General features: G+C 66.9%; 17 protein-coding genes. 3 read left to right on the forward strand and 14 right to left on the reverse strand.

All coding sequences use genetic code 11. From position 1 onward, the window contains the following. Positions 1-2 precede the first annotated feature (2 nt). From ACW177_RS11000 to ACW177_RS11010, 3 genes are all read right to left on the reverse strand, one after another. Positions 3-1,805: an IlvD/Edd family dehydratase gene (locus ACW177_RS11000; protein ID WP_492025752.1), complete on the reverse strand. Its 1,803-nt coding sequence runs from the start codon at positions 1,803-1,805 to the stop codon at positions 3-5. A gap of 1 nt (position 1,806) precedes the next feature. After that, positions 1,807-2,556 (reverse strand): SDR family NAD(P)-dependent oxidoreductase, encoded by a 750-nt coding sequence (locus ACW177_RS11005; protein ID WP_492025753.1) that lies wholly within the window; start codon positions 2,554-2,556, stop codon positions 1,807-1,809. A gap of 131 nt (positions 2,557-2,687) precedes the next feature. Next, entirely contained in the window at positions 2,688-3,461 is a 774-nt protein-coding gene (locus ACW177_RS11010; protein WP_492025754.1) for an IclR family transcriptional regulator, read from the reverse strand. Between the two features lie 202 nt (positions 3,462-3,663). Between ACW177_RS11010 and ACW177_RS11015 the strand changes: the two genes are divergently transcribed. From ACW177_RS11015 to ACW177_RS11025, 3 genes are read left to right on the forward strand one after another with little or no spacing between them, the layout of a single operon-like run. Further along, positions 3,664-5,238, forward strand: a complete 1,575-nt coding sequence (locus ACW177_RS11015) for a sodium/sugar symporter (RefSeq protein ID WP_492025755.1) — start codon at positions 3,664-3,666, stop codon at positions 5,236-5,238. Between the two features lies 1 nt (position 5,239). Continuing rightward, a complete protein-coding gene (locus ACW177_RS11020; protein WP_492025756.1) occupies positions 5,240-6,145 on the forward strand; it encodes a 2-dehydro-3-deoxygalactonokinase in 906 nt (301 codons plus the stop codon). Then, a complete protein-coding gene (locus ACW177_RS11025) occupies positions 6,142-6,780 on the forward strand; it encodes a 2-dehydro-3-deoxy-6-phosphogalactonate aldolase (protein ID WP_492025757.1) in 639 nt (212 codons plus the stop codon). The genes ACW177_RS11020 and ACW177_RS11025 overlap by 4 nt, the downstream gene beginning before the upstream one ends. A 38-nt stretch (positions 6,781-6,818) precedes the next feature. Here ACW177_RS11025 and ACW177_RS11030 read toward each other — a convergent pair whose 3' ends face one another. The 11 genes from ACW177_RS11030 to mreC form a co-directional block, all read right to left on the reverse strand. Further along, on the reverse strand, positions 6,819-7,700 hold the full coding sequence (locus ACW177_RS11030; protein ID WP_492025758.1) for an aldose 1-epimerase: 882 nt from the start codon (positions 7,698-7,700) through the stop codon (positions 6,819-6,821). Further along, complete coding sequence (locus tag ACW177_RS11035; RefSeq protein WP_492025759.1) at positions 7,697-8,551, reverse strand: SMP-30/gluconolactonase/LRE family protein; 855 nt, start codon at positions 8,549-8,551, stop codon at positions 7,697-7,699. The genes ACW177_RS11030 and ACW177_RS11035 overlap by 4 nt, the downstream gene beginning before the upstream one ends. Positions 8,552-8,554: 3 nt before the next feature. Beyond that, complete coding sequence (locus tag ACW177_RS11040; RefSeq protein ID WP_492025760.1) at positions 8,555-9,997, reverse strand: aldehyde dehydrogenase family protein; 1,443 nt, start codon at positions 9,995-9,997, stop codon at positions 8,555-8,557. Positions 9,998-10,077: 80 nt separating this feature from the next. Further along, on the reverse strand, positions 10,078-11,511 hold the full coding sequence (locus tag ACW177_RS11045) for a sugar porter family MFS transporter (protein WP_492025761.1): 1,434 nt from the start codon (positions 11,509-11,511) through the stop codon (positions 10,078-10,080). Positions 11,512-11,567: 56 nt separating this feature from the next. Continuing rightward, positions 11,568-12,326, reverse strand: a complete 759-nt coding sequence (gene xylB, locus ACW177_RS11050) for a D-xylose 1-dehydrogenase (protein ID WP_492025762.1) — start codon at positions 12,324-12,326, stop codon at positions 11,568-11,570. Further along, positions 12,323-13,477: a fumarylacetoacetate hydrolase family protein gene (locus ACW177_RS11055; RefSeq protein ID WP_492025763.1), complete on the reverse strand. Its 1,155-nt coding sequence runs from the start codon at positions 13,475-13,477 to the stop codon at positions 12,323-12,325. The genes xylB and ACW177_RS11055 overlap by 4 nt, the downstream gene beginning before the upstream one ends. A 63-nt stretch (positions 13,478-13,540) precedes the next feature. Then, positions 13,541-14,554, reverse strand: a complete 1,014-nt coding sequence (locus ACW177_RS11060) for a LacI family DNA-binding transcriptional regulator (protein ID WP_492025764.1) — start codon at positions 14,552-14,554, stop codon at positions 13,541-13,543. A gap of 67 nt (positions 14,555-14,621) precedes the next feature. Further along, positions 14,622-15,776: a rod shape-determining protein RodA gene (gene rodA / locus ACW177_RS11065; RefSeq protein WP_492025765.1), complete on the reverse strand. Its 1,155-nt coding sequence runs from the start codon at positions 15,774-15,776 to the stop codon at positions 14,622-14,624. After that, on the reverse strand, positions 15,776-17,770 hold the full coding sequence (gene mrdA / locus ACW177_RS11070) for a penicillin-binding protein 2 (protein ID WP_492025766.1): 1,995 nt from the start codon (positions 17,768-17,770) through the stop codon (positions 15,776-15,778). Before mrdA ends, rodA begins: the two co-directional genes overlap by 1 nt. Then, positions 17,767-18,285, reverse strand: coding sequence for a hypothetical protein (locus tag ACW177_RS11075; protein ID WP_492025767.1), 519 nt, complete (start codon positions 18,283-18,285; stop codon positions 17,767-17,769). The genes mrdA and ACW177_RS11075 overlap by 4 nt, the downstream gene beginning before the upstream one ends. Next, the gene (mreC, locus tag ACW177_RS11080) at positions 18,282-19,376 is read right to left on the reverse strand and encodes a rod shape-determining protein MreC (protein WP_492025768.1); all 1,095 of its coding nucleotides are present in this window, start codon (positions 19,374-19,376) and stop codon (positions 18,282-18,284) included. The genes ACW177_RS11075 and mreC overlap by 4 nt, the downstream gene beginning before the upstream one ends. Positions 19,377-19,442: the final 66 nt, after the last annotated feature.

The following is a 19,442-nucleotide window of genomic DNA, read 5'->3' on the forward strand; positions in this document are numbered from 1 at the left end:
CCTTAGTGGTTGTCGCGCGGCAGGCCGAACTTATCGACGATGCGGTGATACTTGATCGCGGGCTCAAGCACGGCGCCGGTCTCCAGCTGACCGACCGTGGCGCGTTGAATCTCCTGCCAAGGAGTCTGCGACGCCGGGTATTTATAGCCGCCCGCCGCCTCGAACGCGGCGCGGCGCTGGGCCAGTTCCTCGTCCGAGATCAGGATGTCGGCGCGGCCGGTGTTCAGGTCGATCCGCACCCGGTCGCCGGTCTTCAGCAGGGCGATATTGCCGCCTGCCGCCGCCTCGGGCGAGGCGTTCAGGATCGAAGGCGAGCCCGAGGTGCCCGACTGACGTCCGTCGCCGATACAGGCCAGGGCGCTGACGCCCTTCTTGATCAGGTATGACGGCGGCCGCATGTTCACGACCTCGGCCGCGCCCGGATAGCCGATGGGGCCGGCGCCGCGCATGAACAGCAGGGTCTGTTCGGTGATGCCCAGGCTCTCGTCGTCAATCCGGTGGTGATAGTCCTCGGGCCCGTCGAACACGACGGCGGGGCCTTCGAAGGCGTTCAGGTCGTCGGGGTTGGACAGATAGCGCTCGCGGAACTCAGGGCTGATCACGCTCAGCTTCATGATGGCCGAGTTGAACAGGTTGCCGGTGAAGACGACGAAACCGGCGTCGGTCTTCATCGGGGCGTCGAAGGTCTTGATGACGTCCGGCAGAACGATCTCGGCGTCCTTGCAGTTCTCGCCAATCGACTTGCCGGTCACGGTCAGGGCGTTCTCGCGGATCAGCCCCTGTTTCATCAGCTCGGACACCACGGCAGGCACGCCGCCGGCATGGAAATAGTCCTCGCCCAGATAGTCGCCGGCGGGTTGCAGGTTCACCAGCAGCGGCACGTGCAGGCCCTCGGTCTGCCAGTCCTGCAGCGGCACATCGACGTGGGCGTGGCGAGCCAGAGCCGTCAGGTGGATCGGGGCGTTGGTCGAGCCGCCGATGGCCGAGTTGACGACGATGGCGTTGTGGAAGGCTTCCTTCGTCAGAATGTCCGACGGCTTCAGGTCTTCGCGCACCATCTCGACGATGCGCAGACCGGTCTCATAGGCGACCTGGGCGCGCTCGCGGTAGGGCGCCGGAATGGCGGCCGACCCGGGCAGCGACATGCCCAGGGCCTCGGCCAGCGAGTTCATGGTCGTCGCCGTGCCCATGGTGTTGCAGTAGCCGACCGACGGAGCCGAAGACGCCACCAGTTCGATGAAGCCGTCATAGTCGATCTCACCGGCCGCCATCATCTGGCGCGCCTTCCAGATGATCGTGCCGGAACCGGTGCGCTCGCCCCGGTGCCAGCCGTTCAGCATCGGTCCAACCGACAGGGCGATGGCGGGGATGTCCACGGTGGCCGCCGCCATCAGGCAGGCGGGCGTGGTCTTGTCGCAGCCGATGGTCAGAACGACCCCATCCAGCGGATAGCCGTACAGGCTCTCAACCAGACCCAGATAGGCCAGGTTGCGGTCCAGACCGGCGGTCGGGCGCTTGCCCGTTTCCTGGATCGGATGGACCGGGAATTCCATGGCGATGCCGCCGGCTTCGCGAATACCCTCGCGCACGCGCTCAGCCAGCACCAGGTGATGGCGGTTGCACGGCGACAGGTCCGAACCGGTCTGGGCGATGCCGATGATCGGCTTGTTCGACTGAAGCTCTTTGCGCGTCAGTCCGTAGTTCAGATATCGCTCCAGATAGAGCGCCGTCATGTCCGGGTTTTCCGGATTGTCGAACCAGGCGCGGCTGCGGAGCGTCTTGGCGGTCTTCGGAGTATCGGTCATTTCAGGTCCAGCCGCCATCGACGACATAGTGTTGATTGGTGATCGCCCCGGCCTCGTCCGAGCACATGAAGACGACCATCTTGGCGATGTCGTCCGGCACGAGCCGGCGCTTGAGGCACTGGTTGGCGTAGATTTCCTTTTCGGTCTCCGGCGTGACCCACAGCTCGAGCTGGCGCTCGGTCATGATCCAGCCGGGCGCCACGGCGTTCACACGAACGCCGAAGGGGCCGAAATCGCGGGCCAGCGAACGGGTCAGGCCGATCACGGCCGACTTGCACGCCGTATAGGCCGGCATTCCGCCCTGCCCGATGATCCAGGACGTGGAGCCCAGGTTGACGATGGCGCCCTTGCCGCTCGCCTTCATGTCGGGCAGCACCGCCTGAGCGGCGAAGAACTGATGCTTCAGGTTCACGGCCATCCGGCCGTCCCAGTATTCCTCGGTCACGTCCAGGGTCGCATGACGTTCGTCATGGGCGGCGTTGTTGACCAGGATGTCGATCGGGCCGAACGCAGCGCGCACCTCGGCCACCGCGGCCTTCAGCGCCGGAATATCGGTCAGGTCACAGGCGACGAACAGCGTGTCCGCCCCCAGCTCGGCCTGAAGCTTGGGGCCCCGTTGCGCGTCAATATCGAGAAAGCCCACGCGGGCGCCCTGGGCGTGGAATGCGCGGACAATGCCCTCGCCGATGCCGCCGGCGCCCCCGGTGACGATGACGGTCTTGCCCTTCAGGTCGGTGTAGATGGCGGCCATGGTTCGAAGCGCGCCTCCTCGACGCCCGCCGATTATCGGCGGCTGTTGGCGTTTCACAAATAAAACGCGTTACCGTCCGCGAAAATGACGACTGCGCTTCCTCCTGTCAACGGCGGAAGCTGGGCGGAACATCAGGCTTGCGAAACAGCGCTCATCTGCTCGGAAATATCCGACGCCGCCTGCACCAGCAGGGTCGCCGCCTGATCCTTGGTGCAGACCATGGACGCCTGTTCGATGAAGGGGGTGATCAGGGTGGCGATGACGCCGTCGGATCCGATGATCGGTGCGACCAGGTCGGTGACGCCGACCACGAAATCACTGGCGCGCTCGACATGAGCGCCTCGCGTCATAGCCACAGCCCGCTTCGCGAACTCGGTGACTTCCGCTTCTCCAAACAGAGAGACCAGGCTGTCGTGCAGATGTTTGCGCGCCCGCGGGTTGGACCGGGAATAGAACATCAGGCCCGAGGTCGCGTGCAGGATGCTGCGTCGATACCCGATCCGGACCGAATAGCCGAGATCACCCGGGCTCTCGATCCGGGCGATGACAACGATCTGATCGCCAGACGGCACGACCAAGTGACAGGACTGCATGGTGCTGGAGGCCAGATCACGCATGGCCGGCATAGCCACATCGACCAGCGACTTGATCGGCGCCTGGGTCATGCCCAGGGTGAAGAGGCGATTGGTCAGGCGATAGCCGTCCGGCGACTGTTCGATATAGCCGCGAAACTCCAGCACCTGGATCATGCGGAACAGCTCGCTTACCGAACGGCCCAGCGTCGCCGACATCTGCGACGGCGTCATGGGTTGCCCCTGGGCCGACAGCAGTTCCAGCACGTCCAGGCCCTTCTCCAGCGCTGGCGCACGATATTTACGGTCGTCAGTCGGGTCTTGATCGGTCATGGGAATCCTGCGGGAAGATCCAGAGGCTACCGGGGCGTGTCCATCGGGTGAAGCCCGCCGAGCACCGGACCTTAGCATTGTCGCGGGTAAAATCTCCACGCATATATAAAAATATCGTTGCGGCGGATGGACGCCTCCCCTAGGCTTTACGGGAAGCCCGGACCAAGGGCCGCCCGCACCAAGGGCTGTAGGGGAAATGCACATGACGCTCGCGGGCATCGATCTGGCGATTCTGGCGATCTACGCCGTCTTCATCTTCGGCCTGGCCCAGTGGGTCTCTCGCGGCAAGGCCGGCGAGCAGAAGACCTCCACCGACTATTTCATGGCGTCCAAGAGCCTGCCCTGGTGGGCCATCGGCGCCTCGCTGATCGCCGCCAACATCTCGGCCGAACAGATCATAGGCATGAGCGGATCGGGCTATGTGATCGGCCTGGGCATCGCCTCCTACGAATGGATGGCCGCGCTGACCCTGCTGATCGTCGGCAAGTTCTTCCTGCCGATCTTCCTGCGTAACGACATCGTCACCATGCCGCAGTTCCTGCAGCAGCGGTACGGACCGACGATCCGCAACGTCATGGCCGTGTTCTGGCTGCTGCTCTACGTCTTCGTGAACGTGACCTCGATCCTGTGGCTGGGCGCCATCGCCGTCCACACCGTCACGGGCTTCAACCAGGACTACGCCATCGTCGCCATCGGCGTCTTCGCCCTGGCCTATCAGCTGTGGGGCGGCCTGAAGGCCGTGGCCCTGACCGACATCGTCCAGGTGGCCCTGCTGGTCTGCGGCGGCCTGATCATCGGCTTCATCGCCCTGTCCACCATTGGCGGCGCGGGCGGCGCCATCGCCGGCTTCCACACACTGGTCACCCAGTTCCCCGAGAAGTTCGACATGATCCTGTCCAAGGACAATCCGCACTATCAGGAACTGCCGGGCATCGCCGTTCTGCTGGGCGGCCTGTGGGTCATGAACATCAGCTACTGGGGCTTCAACCAATACATCATCCAACGCGCCCTGGCCGCCAAGTCGCTGCCGGAAGCGCAAAAGGGCATCGCCTTCGCCGCCTATCTGAAACTGCTGATGCCGGTGATCGTGGTCCTGCCGGGCATGGCCGCCCTGATCCTGGCGCCAAACCTGTCGACGCCGGACCAAGCCTATCCGTCGATGATGAACCTGCTGCCGGTCGGTCTGAAGGGCCTGGTCTTCGCCGCCCTGATCGCCGCCATCATCGCCTCGCTGGCGTCCAAGGTGAACTCGATCTCGACCATCTTCACCCTGGATCTCTACGCCAAGATCAGGAAGGACACGCCCGAGCATCAGTTGGTCACGGTCGGCCGCATCGCCGCCGTCGTCGCCGTGATCATCGGCATCCTGACCGCCCGTCCCCTGCTGGGGGGCTTCGATCAGGCCTTCCAGTTCATCCAGGAGTTCACGGGCTTCTTCACGCCGGGCATCGTGGTCATCTTCATGCTGGGCCTGTTCTGGAAGCGCGCGTCTGAAGCCGGCGCCCTGACCGCCGCCATCGGCTCGGTCGTGCTGTCCGCCATCTTCTGGTGGCTGCAGGAAACGGGTCAGTTCATCTTCCCCTTCATGAACCGGGTCGGCGTCGTCTTCGTCGTGTCCCTGATCGCAGCCGTCATCGTCTCCCTGCTGATCCCGGCCAAGCCGGACGCGATGAAGATCAAGCTGGATCAGATCAGCTACAAGACGTCGCTGGGCTTCAACCTGGCTGCTGTCGGCGTCGTCTGCTTCCTGATCCTGGTCTATTCGATCTGGTGGTAAGGTGAGCGTGACGACAGACCGGATCGGCCCCGGCCTTATCGGCATTGACTGGGGCACCAGCAATCTGCGCGCCATGCGGATCGCCGAAGGCGGCCGGGTTCTGGACAGTCGTTCAGATCCGCGCGGCGCGGGCGGCCTGGCGCCTGACCAGTTCCACGACGTCCTTCGGGACGTGGCCGGCGACTGGTTGGGCGAAGGCCTGCCGGTCCTGGTCAGCGGCATGGCCGGCGCGCGCGGTCGTTGGCGCGAAATGGCCTATCTGCCCTGCCCCGCCGGCGTAGCGGATTTAGCCGGCGCCGTCGCTTCGCCGGATGATGCACCCCTCGTTCGCCTCGTGCCCGGGGTCGCGGCGTTCGAAGGTGAGCGCCTTCAGGACGTGATGCGCGGCGAGGAGACCCAGGTCCTGGGTCTGGACCTTCAGGACGACGCCGTGGTGGTCGGCCCCGGCACCCACAGCAAATGGATCCGCACGGCCCAGGCCAGGATCACCGGTTTCCGCACCTTCATGACCGGCGAGCTGTTCGCCGCCATACGCAAGGGCACGATCCTGGGCGCCGACATGGGCGAACCGGGCGTGGACGACGACGCCTTCGCCGCCGGCGTAACGCGCGCACTGCACGACCCGGCCGTGACCGCCAACCTGTTCTCCGTCCGGGTCGAAGGCCTGGCCGGACGTCTTTCCGCAGCATCCGCCGCCGACTATCTGTCCGGTCTGCTGATTGGGGCCGAGGTTTCGGCCCAAAGCGACACCCGCGCCCGACCGGTCATTCTGATCGGGGCAGACTCCCTCTGCCGCCGCTACGCCGCCGCCCTGGCTCTGGGCGGCTTCAACGACGTCCGGATCGCGGACGGCGCCGCCGCCACGGCCCTGGGCCTGTGGCGCATTCACGAGGCTGTATCCCGATGATCTCCCCCACCGTCGAAAGCCTGGACGCCCTGCCGCTGATCGCCATCCTGCGCGGGCTGAAGCCTGACGAGGCCGTCGCCGTTGGCGAAGCCATCGTCGCCACCGGCTTCCGCTGCCTGGAAGTGCCGCTGAACTCGCCTGAGCCTCTGGAAAGCATCCGCCGTCTGCGTGCGGCGCTGGACGGCCGCGCCCTGGTCGGCGCCGGCACGGTCCTGACCGTCGCCGCCGCGCGCGAAGTCGCCCAGGCTGGCGGCCAACTGATCATCTCGCCCAACACCAACACCGACGTGATCCGCGAGACCAAGGCCCTGGGCCTGCTGTCCCTGCCCGGCTTCTTCACCCCATCCGAGGCTTTCGCCGCCCTGGACGCCGGCGCCGACGCCCTGAAACTGTTCCCGGCCGAGATCGCCGGCCCTCGCGGCCTGAAGGCGGTTCGCGCCGTCCTGCCCGCCGCCACCCGCGTCTATCCGGTGGGCGGCGTCGATCCCGACAGCATGGGCCAATGGCTCGCCGCCGGCGCCTCCGGCTTCGGCATCGGCTCTGCGGTGTTCAAGCCTGGCCAGTCGCCCGACGAAGTCGGCGCCAACGCCGCCGCGTTTGTTGCGGCTTGGACCAAGGCCGCTCCGGCGCGATAAGTTCGACGCGTCGTCGCCGAGACGACGCGTCCCCTCCGTTAGATATTGTCAGCCGCCACGGTCATGACCAGGCTCTGGGTTTCGCCCGGCAGCAGCCGCGCCAGCCCGCCCTGCTCACCCTCTGGGGCATTCAGCACGTCGGGGCGGTGCGTGACCGGCTCGACGCAGAAGAAGTCCGCGCCGACCGGGGCATAGACCTGGGCCCATTCGGCGCCGGCGCCGCCGCGCATGACCACACGCCGCCCGCCGCCTTCCATGACCGCCTCGCCGTTCCAGGCGGCATAGGCGTGATCGACGAAGGGCGCTTCGGCCAGGGCCAGTCCGCCGCTCCAGTCCGCCACCGCAGCGGACGTCGCCAGCCGCTCAGGAATTTCGCGCGCGTCGGTCAGCCAGACCCCGGTCGCGGACAGGCGGAGACGGCTGTCGGCGGACTTGTGGAAATAGGGGTGCAGACCCAGGCCCGCCGGCATGACCGCATCGCCGGTGTTGGTCACCGACAGGACGATCTCGAGACCGTCTTCGGACAGTCGAACCGTCTGCCGCGCCAGCCATGGCCAGGGCCAACCCGCGCCGTCAGGATCGACGTCACCCGGCCAGTCAAGGCTCATCTCGACGCGGTCCTTTGAGACGGTCTCGACCGCCCAGGGGTTCAGCCAGCCGTCGCCGTGCAGAGCATGGGGTGCGAACCGCTCGAGCGCCGTCAGACGCACGTCCCGGCCCTCGAAACCGAACCGCGCGTCGGCGATCCGGTTGGCGTAGGGGACCAGGGGGAAACAGGCCGTCTCCAGCATGTCGGTCGCCCCTGCGGGCGTCGGCCGGAACACAGGCTGTCCCCGCCAGTCCAGGCTCAGGATCGCCCCACCCTGCTCCGGCGCCACGGCCGCGCGCCAGTCACCGGCCGTCAGCGTCAGCAGGCTCACAGGCGGATCTTGTTCTGGGGCAGGCCCGGCGTCTCGACCCGCACGCGGTAAAGCCCGCCCAGGGTCGGCTGTTCGCCGCGCTTGTCGGCATTCCCCAGCCAGGCCGTGGTCATATAGACATCGCGCAGATCCTCGCCGCCGAAGGCCGCCTTGGTCACGGTCTGGACCGGAACCTCGATCTTGCCGATCCGCTCGCCGTCAGGCGAAAACTTGGCCACGCCCCAGCCGTTGAACAGGCCGACGTGCAGGACCCCGGCGGAATCCATGCTCGGCCCGTCGGCATAGCCGTCCTCGGTCACGGCGAAGACCCGCCGGTTCGAGATCACTCCGTCCTCATGGTCGAAGGCCAGGACGGTCTTGGCCAGGGTGTCGTGGTGATAGAGGGTGCGGCCGTCCGGGCTCAGGCACGGGCCATTGGTGACGCCGTATCCGTCGTCGTGCCGGGTCAGTTCGCCCTGGAACCAGCGATAGAGGGCGCCGGTCTGGACCTGTTCGCTGTCGTCCATCGACCCGAACCACAGCGAGCCGTCGGGCGCCACGAAGCCATCGTTCAGCCGGTTCTGCGGCCGGTCTTCCTCGACCGGCTGGATCAGGGTGAAGACGCCGGTCTCGGGCTCGAAGCGGTGCAAGCCGCCCCGAACCCCGCAGACCAGAGAACCGTCTTCCGCCGGCAGGGCGAAACCGGTCTGGTCCGGCGTGTCCCACGAGACCGTCTCGCCGCTCGCGGGGGTGTAGCGGTGCAGTTTTCGACCCTTGATGTCGACGAACCACACCGCCTTGCGCTCGGCGTCCCAGACGGGGCCTTCGCCCAGCTCCGCCTGGATATCCCAGACCAGTTCCACAGCATTCATCAATCAGCTCGCCGAGTAGGAGGTCTTGATCTGGGTGTAGAATTCCACCGCAGCAAAGCCCTGTTCCCGGGAGCCATAGCTCGACTTCTTCGATCCGCCGAACGGCACGTGATAGTCGACGCCTGCAGTGGCCAGATTGACCATGGTCATGCCGGCGCGGGCGTTCTTCTGGAAGTCGCGCGCGTATTTCAGCGACTGGGTGACGATGCCGGCCGACAGCCCGAACTCGACGCCGTTGGCGACGGCCAGGGCCTCTTCATAGCTGGCGACGCGGATGGTCGAGGCGACGGGGCCGAAGACCTCTTCGTTGTTGATGCGGGCGTCGGCGACCGTGTCGGCGATCAAGGTCGGCTGGACGTACCAGCCCGGCTTGTCGAGGTTCAGACGCTCGCCGCCGGTCACGATACGGCCGCCGGCTTCGCGGGCGATGTCGATGTACTTGTACGAGGTCTCGCGCTGGGCCTCGCTGACCGCCGGGCCCATCTGGGTATTGGAGTCCAGGGCGTCGCCGACGCGCAGGGCTGCAACCTTCTCGGCCAGGGCGGCGACGAAGCGGTCGTGGATGCCGTCCTGAACGATCAGGCGGCTGGAGGCCGTGCAGCGCTGGCCGGTGGCGAAATAGGAGCCGTCCAGGGCGATGGCCACGGCGCGGTCCAGATCGGCGTCGTCCAGAACGATCAGCGGGTTCTTGCCGCCCATCTCCAGCTGGACGCGGGCCTGACGCTTCATCGCGCCTTCCGCCACGCCGGCGCCCACGGCTTGCGAGCCGGTGAAGCTGATGCCGTCCACGCCCGGATGGGCCACGATGGCGCGGCCGACGTCACCGTCGCCGATGACCATATTGACCACGCCCTTGGGCAGGCCGGCCTCATGCAGGACGGCGATCAGGGCCTCGGCGGTGGCCGGGGTCGGGCCGGCGGGCTTGATGACGACGGTGTTGCCGAAGGCGATGGCCGGGGCGATCTTCCAGGCCGGGATGGCGATGGGGAAGTTCCACGGGGTGATCAGGCCGAACACGCCGACAGCCTGGCGATAGGTCTGGATTTCAACGCCGGGACGCGTGGAAGCCAGGTTCTGGCCGTGGACCCGCAGGGCCTCGCCGGCGAAATATTTCAGAATACGGGCGGCGCGCATGGTCTCGCCGATGCCCTCGGGCAGGGTCTTGCCCTCTTCACGCGACAGCAGGCGGCCGATTTCGGCGGCGCGCGCCATGATCAGCGAACCCGCCTTGTCCAGCACGTCGAAACGGACTTCCGGCGAGGCGTCGGACCAGCCGGGGAAGGCGGCGCGGGCGGCGGCGACGGCCTGATCAACCTCGGCCGCTCCACCCTTGGGCGTGCGGGCCACGACGTCGCGCGTGTCGGACGGGTTCAGGCTTTCGCCGGCAAGCGCGCCGGAGACCTTTTCGCCGCCGATCCAGTGCGAGAGTTCAAGCGTGTCGGTCATGGGATGTCCTTTTCATAAGGCTGACGGGCGGCGGGGGAGCGCCGCCCGTCTCGGGGAGATAGGGATCGAAGGGCCGGAAGTCAGCCCGTCATGTCTTCCAGTTCGCGACCGCGCGTCTCTTTCACCCAGGCCTGGACCAGGAAGAAGGAGATCAGGGCGCTGACCGCATAGAAGCCGTAGGTGACGACCAGGCCGAGCGTCGCCGCCATCCAGGGGAAGCTGACCGAGATGGCGAAGTTGGCGATCCACTGGGCGAAGCCGGCGACGGCCAGGGCCGAACCGCGCATCTGGTTGGGGAACATCTCACCCAGCATGACCCACATGACGGGGCCCCAGCTGAAGTTGAAGAAGACCACATAGGCGTTGGCCGCGATCAGGGCGGTCAGGCCGGTGTTGTCGTCCAGGTGCAGCGAACCGTCGATCAGGGCGGCGCGCGAGAAGCACCAGGCCACGACGGCCAGGGTCACGAACATGCCGGCCGAACCGATCAGCAGCAGCGGCTTACGGCCGATCTTGTCGATGACCGAAATGGCCGCCAGGCAGGCCGCGATCGACAGGACGCCGGACAGGATGTTGATCTGAAGCGCGTCGTTCTCGGAGAAGCCGACCGACTGCCACAACACCGCGCCGTAGTAGAAGACGATGTTGATGCCGACCAGTTGCTGGAACACGGCCAGGATCAGACCAGCCCAGACGATGGGGCGCACTTTCTTCGTGGACGGATCCAGCAGGTCCGAGAATTTCGGCTTGTGGTCGGCGGCCAGAGAGGCGCGGATTTCCTGAACCTTGCGCGCGCCGACGCCGGCGCCGAACAGTTTGGACAAGACGGCTTCAGCCTGGGCGTCCTTCTTCTTGACCACCAGGAACCGCGGGCTTTCGGGGATGACCAGCAGGGCCAGCAGATAGATGGCGGCGGGGATGACCTGCAGCCAGAACATCCAGCGCCAGGCAGGGAAGCCCATCCAGAAGTCGGCGGTCGATCCGCCGGCGGTGCGGGCCAGCACATAGTTGGCCACGAAGGCGCCGGTCAGACCCGTGATGATCATGATCTGCTGCACCGACGACAGCCGGCCGCGGATCGAGGCCGGGGTCACTTCGGAAATATAGGCCGGCGACAGCACCGAGGCGGCGCCGACGCCCAGGCCGCCGATGAAGCGGGCGATGATGAAGTGGGCCGAGGTGTCGGCCGCTCCGGCCCAGAAGGCCGAGATGATGAACAGGACGGCCGAGATCTGCATCACCGTGCGACGGCCGATGGCGTCGGCTAAACGGCCGGCGATGAAGGCCCCGCAGGCGCAACCCAGCAGAATGGCGCCGACGTTGAACCCGGTGCCCAGGGCCGAAAGATTGAACGTGGCCTCCAACCCGTCCTGGGTGCCGTTGATGACGCCGGAATCATAGCCGAACATGAAGCCGCCGATGGTGGCGACCGCCACGATCAGGGCGATGAAGGCCATGTTGACGCGGTCATCCCCCGCGATGTCTGGGCCAGAGCCCCCCGTTGGTCCTGCCATTTCGATTTACTCCCAAAGAGCCCGTCTGACGCGGGCGTTGAACGTCGCAGGAAAGCCTATCGCCAGCCTGCGTCCACGAAATACTCGTGGCCTGTAATCAAACGTGCGTCGTCCGAGGCCAGGAACAGGCCTAGCGCCGCGACGTCCTCGGGAAGAAGCCGTCCGGGCAGGCACTGTGCCGCCACGATCTCGGCCTCGCCCTCGGGCGTGTACCATTTCATCTGGCGCGGCGTCTGGACATTGCCCGGCACGATACAGACCACGCGCACGCCGTCCCCGCCCAGTTCACGCGCCAGGGCGCGCGTCATGCCTTCGATGCCCGCCTTGGCGGTCTCGTACAGCGACAGGTCGGGCAAACCCAGGTGCCAGCTGATCGAGCCGAGGTTGATGATCACTCCCCGCCCCTGCTCTCGCATACCGGGCGCGGCGGACTGGGCCGCGAAATAGAGATGGCGCAGATTGACCGCGATCCGCTCGTCCCAATAGGCGTGCGTCACCTCGGCCAGGCTGTGCCGGTCGTCGTTGGCGGCGTTGTTGATCAGGACGTCGATCGGACCATGGGCCGCGATCACGTTCGCGAGACAGGTCTGCAACGCGGCGACGTCGATCAGGTCACAGGGATGAAAAACGGGCGCGGGCGACAGTTCGGCCAGCGACGCCTCCAGCGCACGCGAGTCCGCCTCTGCGATGTCGAGAAACACGACGCGGGCGCCCTGGCGCGCGAAGGCTTCGGTGAAACCGGCGCCGATGCCGGAACCGCCGCCGGTGACGACGACCAGACGGTCCTTCAGCGACGGATAGACGGCGCGACTCATACAGAGGCTCCCAGCAGGCCGCGCGCGGCCAGGTTACGCATCAACTCGACCACGCCGAACCGCCAGGCCGGGGCCTGGTCGCAGGTGGTCACGATATTCTCGAGCACGCCCAGCTTGTCGGACGAGACGCGCACGCGGTCGCCGATCTTGTGGGTGAAGCCCTTGCCCGGCGCGTCGCGATCCTCGATCGGCGCGAACATGGTGCCCAGATACAGGGCGAAGCCGTCGGGATACTGGTGGGCGCTCAGGGTCTGGCGCACCAGTTCCTCGGGATCGCGGCTGATCAACCGCATCGAGCTTTCGCCGGTCATGACGAAGCCGTCCTGCCCCTCGACCTCCAGCCGCACCGTAGCGGCGCGCACGTCGTCCATGCCGAAGCCGTCGTCGAACAGGCGGATAAAGGGGCCGAGGGCGGCGGAGGCGTTATTGTCCTTGGCCTTGCCCAGGAGCAGGGCCGAACGCCCTTCGATGTCGCGAAGATTGACGTCGTTGCCCAGGCTTGCGCCGACGGGCCGGCCCGCCGGATCGCAGATGACCACCACCTCGGGCTCGGGGTTGTTCCAAGCCGAATCCGCGCGAACGCCCACTTCAGCGCCCCAGCCGACCGAGGCCAGCACCGGCGCCTTGGTGAAGATTTCGGCATAGGGACCGATGGCGACCTCCAGATACTGGGACCACAGGCCGTCGGCGATCAGCTGCGCCTTGACGGCCTCGGCCTGTTCCGAGCCGGGCCTCAGATCCTTCAGATCGCCGCCGATCCGATCCAGAATGGACTGGCGCACCGCATTGGCGGCGTCGGCGTCGCCGCGCGCCCGTTCCTCGATCACCCGCTCCAGGGCCGAGACCGCGAAGGTGACGCCGGACGCCTTGATGCATTGCAGATCCAATGGCGACAGCAGGACGATGTCCGCATCACCTGCGGCGGTCCAGGCCGTGGCGAACGACAGCTCATCCAGCGCGCCCAGATCGACCCCTTCGATCCGGCCCAGGTCGTCACGAGACACAGCCTCGGCCGTCGTGGCGACCTGGCCTGAGATGTCATAGAGGCGTCCGCCCCTGGCCAAGACCGGAGAAGGACCGGCCGGCGTCATGATCCGTCCCAGCAGACGCGCATCGCGCCAGTCCGCCGGCAGGTGTGAAACAAGGTGCAAGGTCGCCTCCCATCCACACTCTACGATGTGGTAGCGCTACCATCTTGCATCACAAACGCCCTGTCAATCGGAAGGCGACGACGTGCTCTCGCGGAAGATCATTTCGTGGGCGACGGGGCCCGAATTCTCGCCGCCGCGCCCCAGTATAATGGCGGCGCGGCGGGCCATGGCGGCGACCGGCTGGCGAATCGTGGTCAGGGCGGGCCAGACGCTGGCGGCCAGATAGGTGTCGTCGAAACCCACGACAGAAACGTCGCGCGGGGTGGACAGGCCCGCCGCGTGTACGGCCGCCAAAGCCCCGGCGGCCATGTCGTCGTTGCTGGCGAATATGGCGGTCGGTCGAGGCGACTGGGCCAGCAGTCGGCGCCCCGCCTCGAACCCGGACCGGTAGGTGAAGTCGCCAGGTTCGACCTGAAGCACCGCGCCTTCGACGTCGTTGATAGCGGCCTGCGCCCCGCGACGGCGGTCGTTGCTGGCGCTCTGGTCTTCCCGCCCCAGGATGAAGCCGATGACGCGATGGCCCATGTCGAGCAGATGTTTCGTCATCTGGTGGGCGGCGCCGACATCGTCCACCTTCAGCGAGACCAGATCCTCGCTGGCGGCGGGCGCGGCCAGAACGACGGCCTTCATCCTGCTCTTGGCGATGGCGTCCAGGGTGGCCTTTGATTCGCCCAGCGGCGGCGGCACGATCACCCCCTGCGCGCCCCCGGCGCTCAGCCTCTGGACCGCCTCGCGTTCTTCCTCCGGCGCGCCGGCCTGCGACGGCTCGATCAGCAGCAACAGGCCAACCGATCTCGCCCCTTCCAGGGCGCCGGACAGGACCTCGGCCAGATAGGCATTGGACGGGTTGGCGTACAAAAGCCCGATCCGCCCTGCCCCGGCCCGCGCCAGAATGCGGGCGGCGGGATCGGGCACATAGCCCGTCTCGCGGATGATCTCCTCGACCTTGGTCCGCGTCGCCTCGCGCACGCGGGCGTCGCCGTTGACCACGCGCGAAACGGTCATCGGCGAGACGCCGGCCAGACGGGCGATGTCGCCCATAGTGCGGTTGCGGCCCTGGCCGGTCTTGGAGGTCATCGACGGGACACGACCACAGCTTGGGCGCACATGTCCAGCACCCGGACGAAGGTCGGCGCGTCCGCCATCAGATCAGACCATGGCCCTTCGGCAGTTCGGCGTAACGGTGGACCCGCGTCGCCATCACCAGCCCGAAGCCGATCATCACCGTCAACATCACCGTGCCGCCGTTCGACAGCAGCGGCATGGGCACGCCGACGACCGGCGCCAACCCCATGACCATGGCGCCGTTGATCAGCACATACATGGCGAAGGTGGCGATAACGCCCGAGGCGGCCAATCGTCCGAAATGACTGTGCGACAAGGAGGCTATTCGGAGCGAAATCAATATGATGGCCGCATAGGCGGTCAGCAGGAAGAAGGTGCCGACAAAGCCGAACTCTTCGGCGAAGGCGGCGAAGATGAAGTCGGTGTGCCGTTCGGGCAGGAACTCCAGCTGGCTCTGGCTACCCAGGCCATACCCCTTGCCCAGCAGCCCGCCCGATCCCATGGCGATCTTGGACTGGACGATCTGATAGCCCTTGTCGTCCATATCGGCCTCGGGGTTCAGGAAGGTCAGAACCCGGTGCCGCTGATAGTCGTGCATGCCGAACATCACATAGGGCGGCACGGCGACCAGGGCGATGGCGGCGACGGCGGCAATGACCTTCCAGTTCAGCCCGGCCATGAACATGATGGCCGCGCCGGTCAGGCCGATCAGCATGGCCGAACCCAGGTCGGGCTGGTGGGCGACCAGTATGAACGGCAGGCCGATGATGCCGACGGGGACGATCAGCTTCCAATGGAGGCTCGCCTCCTTGGCCGAAGCGCCGTGGTACCAGCGCGCCAGGGCCAGAACGACGCCGATCTTCATGATTTCGGACGGCTGGATACGGGTGAAGCCCAGATCCAGCCAACGGGTGGCCCCCAGGGCCTCATAACCCAGCGGCGTCTCGACCAGGGCCAGCAGGAACAGGGCCAGGCCATAGACAGGATAGGCCACGGCGAACCAGAACCGGATGTTGATCATGGACAGGCCCAGCATCAGCACCAGGCAGACGCCGAAGCGGATCAGATGCTTTGCCGCCCACGGCGACCAGGATCCTCCCGCCACGGAATAGAGCATCAGTCCCCCGGCCCCGCCGACGACGCAGAGCAGCAGCAGCAGCCGCCAGTCGATCTGGCTGATCTTGGTCGAAACGCGCTCGCGCTCGCCGGGACGGGACAGGGCGGAAGCGGTCATCAGCGCGGCTCGGTCGACGGAAGAGGCGGCTCGGCGCCGAGAGGCTGCGGCGTCACTTCCGCCACGACGGGCGGTTCTTCCAGAGAGGTGGGCTCGACCGGATCCGGCGCAGGCGGCCGCTCCATACGCGCCCGCATCTCGGGATCCTTCAGCAGGGCGACTTTCATCACCTCGCGGGCGCGCGGCGCACCGGCGGTGCCGCCGCCCATGCCCCCGTGCTGCACGATCACCGACACCGCATAGCGCGGATTGTCGGCGGGCGCGAAAGCGATGAACAGGTTGTGGTCCTTCTGGGCCCAGGGCCGGCCCGCGCCCTTGCGGGAGCCGGCGCCATAGTTCTGCGCCTGAGCCGTGCCGGTCTTGCCCGCCATGCGAATGTCGCCCAAGCCCAGTTGGCTGTTTCTGAAGCCGGTGCCGCCGACGTCCGTCACGGCCTCCATGCCCTCGCGCATCACCTGTCCGAAAGCGGGATCATAGGGAAGGTCGGCGAAGGTTCGGTCGCCCCCCTGCTCCACGCCGCCGATCGACTTGATCAGGCGCGGCATGACCGCCTTGCGACCGTTGGCCAGTCGAGACGCATAGACGGCCAGTTGCAAGGCGTTGACCGTCAGGGCTCCCTGCCCGATGCCGTAGCTGGGCGTTTCCCCAGGATACCACTTACCGTCGCCCCGGACGGGATTTTCACGCCGCCACTTACGGTCGGGAACCAGGCCGGGCTTCTGGCCGGACACGCCGATATCAAAGGTCTGGCCGAAACCCAGTTCCCGCGCCGTTTCGGCAATGGCGTCCGGCCCCATCTCCACGGCCAGTGTCATGAAATAGACGTTGCAGGAGTTCTTGATCGCCCCCCGCATGTCCAGCGAGCCGTGACGTCCTAGACAGGCGAACCGCCGTCCCAAGTAATACGAGCCGTTGCAGACGATACGCCGGTTGGGATCGCCTCCACGCTTCAGGGCCGCAAGACCGACGACGGGCTTGAAGGTCGAGCCCGGAGCAAAGGTTCCCGCCAGCGCCTTGTCCGTCAGCGGGCGCCGCTCATAGTCGGCCAGCGCGCGATAGACGCTCGAGGGCACGCCGCCGACGAACAGGTTCGGATCGAACGACGGCGCAGAGGTCATCGCCAGGATGTCGCCGTTGCGCACGTCCATCACAACGCAGGCGCCGGACTCCTCGCCGAATACTTCCAGCGCGCGGTTCTGGACGTCGGCGTCCAGCGTCAGGATGACCTCCTGGCCAGGCACGGCGGGGCGAGATCCGCCGACATCCTCAGCCACCACGCGGCCGCGGGCGTCCACCTCGACGCGATTGCCGCCCGGCTCGCCGCGCAGCGCAGTATCCAACGCCTTTTCCACCCCCTGACGACCGATGCGGAAACCGGGGTTGAACAACAGCGGCGACGGCGTCTCGCCCTTGTCGCGGATGGCCTTGATGTCGCGGTCGTTGACCTTGGCCACATAGCCGATCACATGGGCGAACGACCCGCCGAAGGGGTAGTAGCGGGCGTCGTTCATGTCGGCCATGACGCCCGGCAGTTCGTTGGCGTACAGATTGACCTTGGCGAACTCTTCCCAGGTCAGGTCGCTCTTGACCGGGACCGGGTTGAACTTGGACGAGGCGTTGACGTCGCGGATGATGGCCCGACGGCGCTCCAGGGTGTCGGGCAGCAGCCGGCCCAGCAGGTCCAGCGTCTGGTCCAGATCCTTGGTCTCGTCGCGGACCACCAGCACCCGGAAACTGGGTCGGTTGCCGGCGATGACCACGCCGTTGCGGTCCTTGATCAGGCCGCGCGGCGGGGGGACCATGCGGAAGTTGAACTGGTTTTGCGACGACAGGGTCGCATATTCCTGGGCCTGAACGACCTGAAGCTGGGCCAGCCGCCCGATCAGGGCCGTCACGCCCAGTCCCGTCAGACCGCCAAACACAAAGGTGCGGCGCAGGAAGGAGCCCTGGCGCTCGTTGACGTCGGCGAAGAAGATGGAGGGTTCGCCGCTCATCGGAAGCGCGTGTCCCCGTCGTCGAACCGTTCCAGCATCCAGTCGGCGATCGGATACAGGATCAGGGTCGGGACGATCTGGCCGATCAGGGACAGGATCGACGGCGGATTGGCCGCGCGGATCGCCACGATCACATAGGCCGTCAGGAAGGCGCTCAAGGTGCAGGCGGCGTACCAGGTGAACCGAACCACCCCCTCATGCCCCGCCAGCAGATTGCGCGACAACAGGATCACCGCATAGACCCCCATCAGGCACAGGGGCCACAGCCCCAGCGGACCGCTCCAGAACAGATCCAGGAACAGGCCCAGCGCGAACAGCACCGCCGGCGCCGTCATCGACGGGCGGATCAGCGGCCAGGCGAAGGCCAGCACCATCGGGAACACCGGTTCGGGCAGGGTCAGGCCGAACAGTTGGACGGGTGTGGCGAAGACGATGGTGGCGGCGACAGCCGCAAAGGCCGGATAGACGATCCATTGCAGGGGACCGACGACGCGGACCGCGACCGGCCGTCTCACGTCTCGCCCCCCGGAGTGGGCGCGGGCTCCGACGGTGTCTGGGGCGCCGTCTCGGCGGAGCGAACCGGTGCTGGACGCGCCGGAGCCGGCGCGGCTGCGGCGGCGCGCGCCCGGGCCGCCTGGGTCTCTGCCGCCGCTTGGCGACGCGCGGCCGCATCGCCGATGGCGCCGGCCTGCGCCTCGCTGGGCGGCGGGGCCGTTGTCAGGCCGGCCAGAGGCGGAGCGTTCAACGCGTTCGGATCGATCAACTGCCCGAAGTCCTGGAACAGCAGCACGCGCACATAGTCGATGGCGCCGCGATCACTGAACAGCTTGACGCGCCAGCTGCCGTCGATGCCCTTGGCGGCGACGCCGATCGGGATCCCGCGCGGCAAGCCGCCGCCGTCGCCGGAACTCAGGATGCGGTCGCCCGCCTGCACCGATCCCGCGCCGCGCACGAACTCCAGCCGGGGGTTGCCGCTGCCGTCGCCGGTCAGCAGGGCACGGGCGTCGGTGCGATCCACCAGCACGGGCGTGCGTGAGGCGACGTCGGTCATCAGGACCATACGGCTGACACCGCCGGTCACGCCGGTCACCCGACCGACCAGACCATGTTCGTTAATGACCGGATTGCCGATCCTCACGCCCTTGGCAGAGCCGACGTCGATCAGTTTGGCGTGCTTGAACGGCCCCCGGCTTTCCGAGATGGCCCGCGCGGTCAGCATGGGCACGGGCGGTTCGGTCCGCAGGCCCAGCATGGCCTCGTAGCGGCCGTTGATGTTCTTCAGGGCGATAGCCTGGTCGCGCCACGGCTGCAGTTCGGCCAGTTCCGCCTTCAGGCGCCGGTTTTCGGACACGGCGAAGAAATAGCCGCCGACATAGTCGGTCACTGCCCCGACCCAGCGCACCGGCGCAGCCAGAACTCCACTGACCGGGCCCGTGACCGTTTCCGTCGCGCCGCGAACGGCATTGTACCCGGCGGCGCCGTCCGGCGCCGCGCGGTCGCTGACCAGCAGCAGGCCCGCCCCGATCATGCCCACGACAGCGACCACCGCGGCGGTCCAGGCCAGCGGCACCTTCAGGTTCTCAAAGGGGCCGTCGCGAAACGCCACGGGCGACCTTCCACACAAGGGGTTGGAATCGGCAGGCGAGCCCTGCCGTTCCGCCTGCCTATCGCA

It is taken from the genome of Brevundimonas sp. AVps23W, assembly GCF_058681395.1.

Coding starts and splice junctions, on each gene's coding strand:
- ACW177_RS11035 (WP_492025759.1), bottom strand. CDS start 8,551: ATGAATGCTGTGGAACTGGTCTGGGATATCCAGGCGGAGCTGGGCGAA.
- ACW177_RS11025 (WP_492025757.1), top strand. CDS start 6,142: ATGATCTCCCCCACCGTCGAAAGCCTGGACGCCCTGCCGCTGATCGCC.
- ACW177_RS11000 (WP_492025752.1), bottom strand. CDS start 1,805: ATGACCGATACTCCGAAGACCGCCAAGACGCTCCGCAGCCGCGCCTGG.
- ACW177_RS11040 (WP_492025760.1), bottom strand. CDS start 9,997: ATGACCGACACGCTTGAACTCTCGCACTGGATCGGCGGCGAAAAGGTC.
- ACW177_RS11060 (WP_492025764.1), bottom strand. CDS start 14,554: ATGACCTCCAAGACCGGCCAGGGCCGCAACCGCACTATGGGCGACATC.
- ACW177_RS11005 (WP_492025753.1), bottom strand. CDS start 2,556: ATGGCCGCCATCTACACCGACCTGAAGGGCAAGACCGTCATCGTCACC.
- ACW177_RS11010 (WP_492025754.1), bottom strand. CDS start 3,461: ATGACCGATCAAGACCCGACTGACGACCGTAAATATCGTGCGCCAGCG.
- xylB (WP_492025762.1), bottom strand. CDS start 12,326: ATGAGTCGCGCCGTCTATCCGTCGCTGAAGGACCGTCTGGTCGTCGTC.
- mrdA (WP_492025766.1), bottom strand. CDS start 17,770: ATGAGCGGCGAACCCTCCATCTTCTTCGCCGACGTCAACGAGCGCCAG.
- rodA (WP_492025765.1), bottom strand. CDS start 15,776: ATGACCGCTTCCGCCCTGTCCCGTCCCGGCGAGCGCGAGCGCGTTTCG.
- ACW177_RS11045 (WP_492025761.1), bottom strand. CDS start 11,511: ATGGCAGGACCAACGGGGGGCTCTGGCCCAGACATCGCGGGGGATGAC.
- ACW177_RS11015 (WP_492025755.1), top strand. CDS start 3,664: ATGACGCTCGCGGGCATCGATCTGGCGATTCTGGCGATCTACGCCGTC.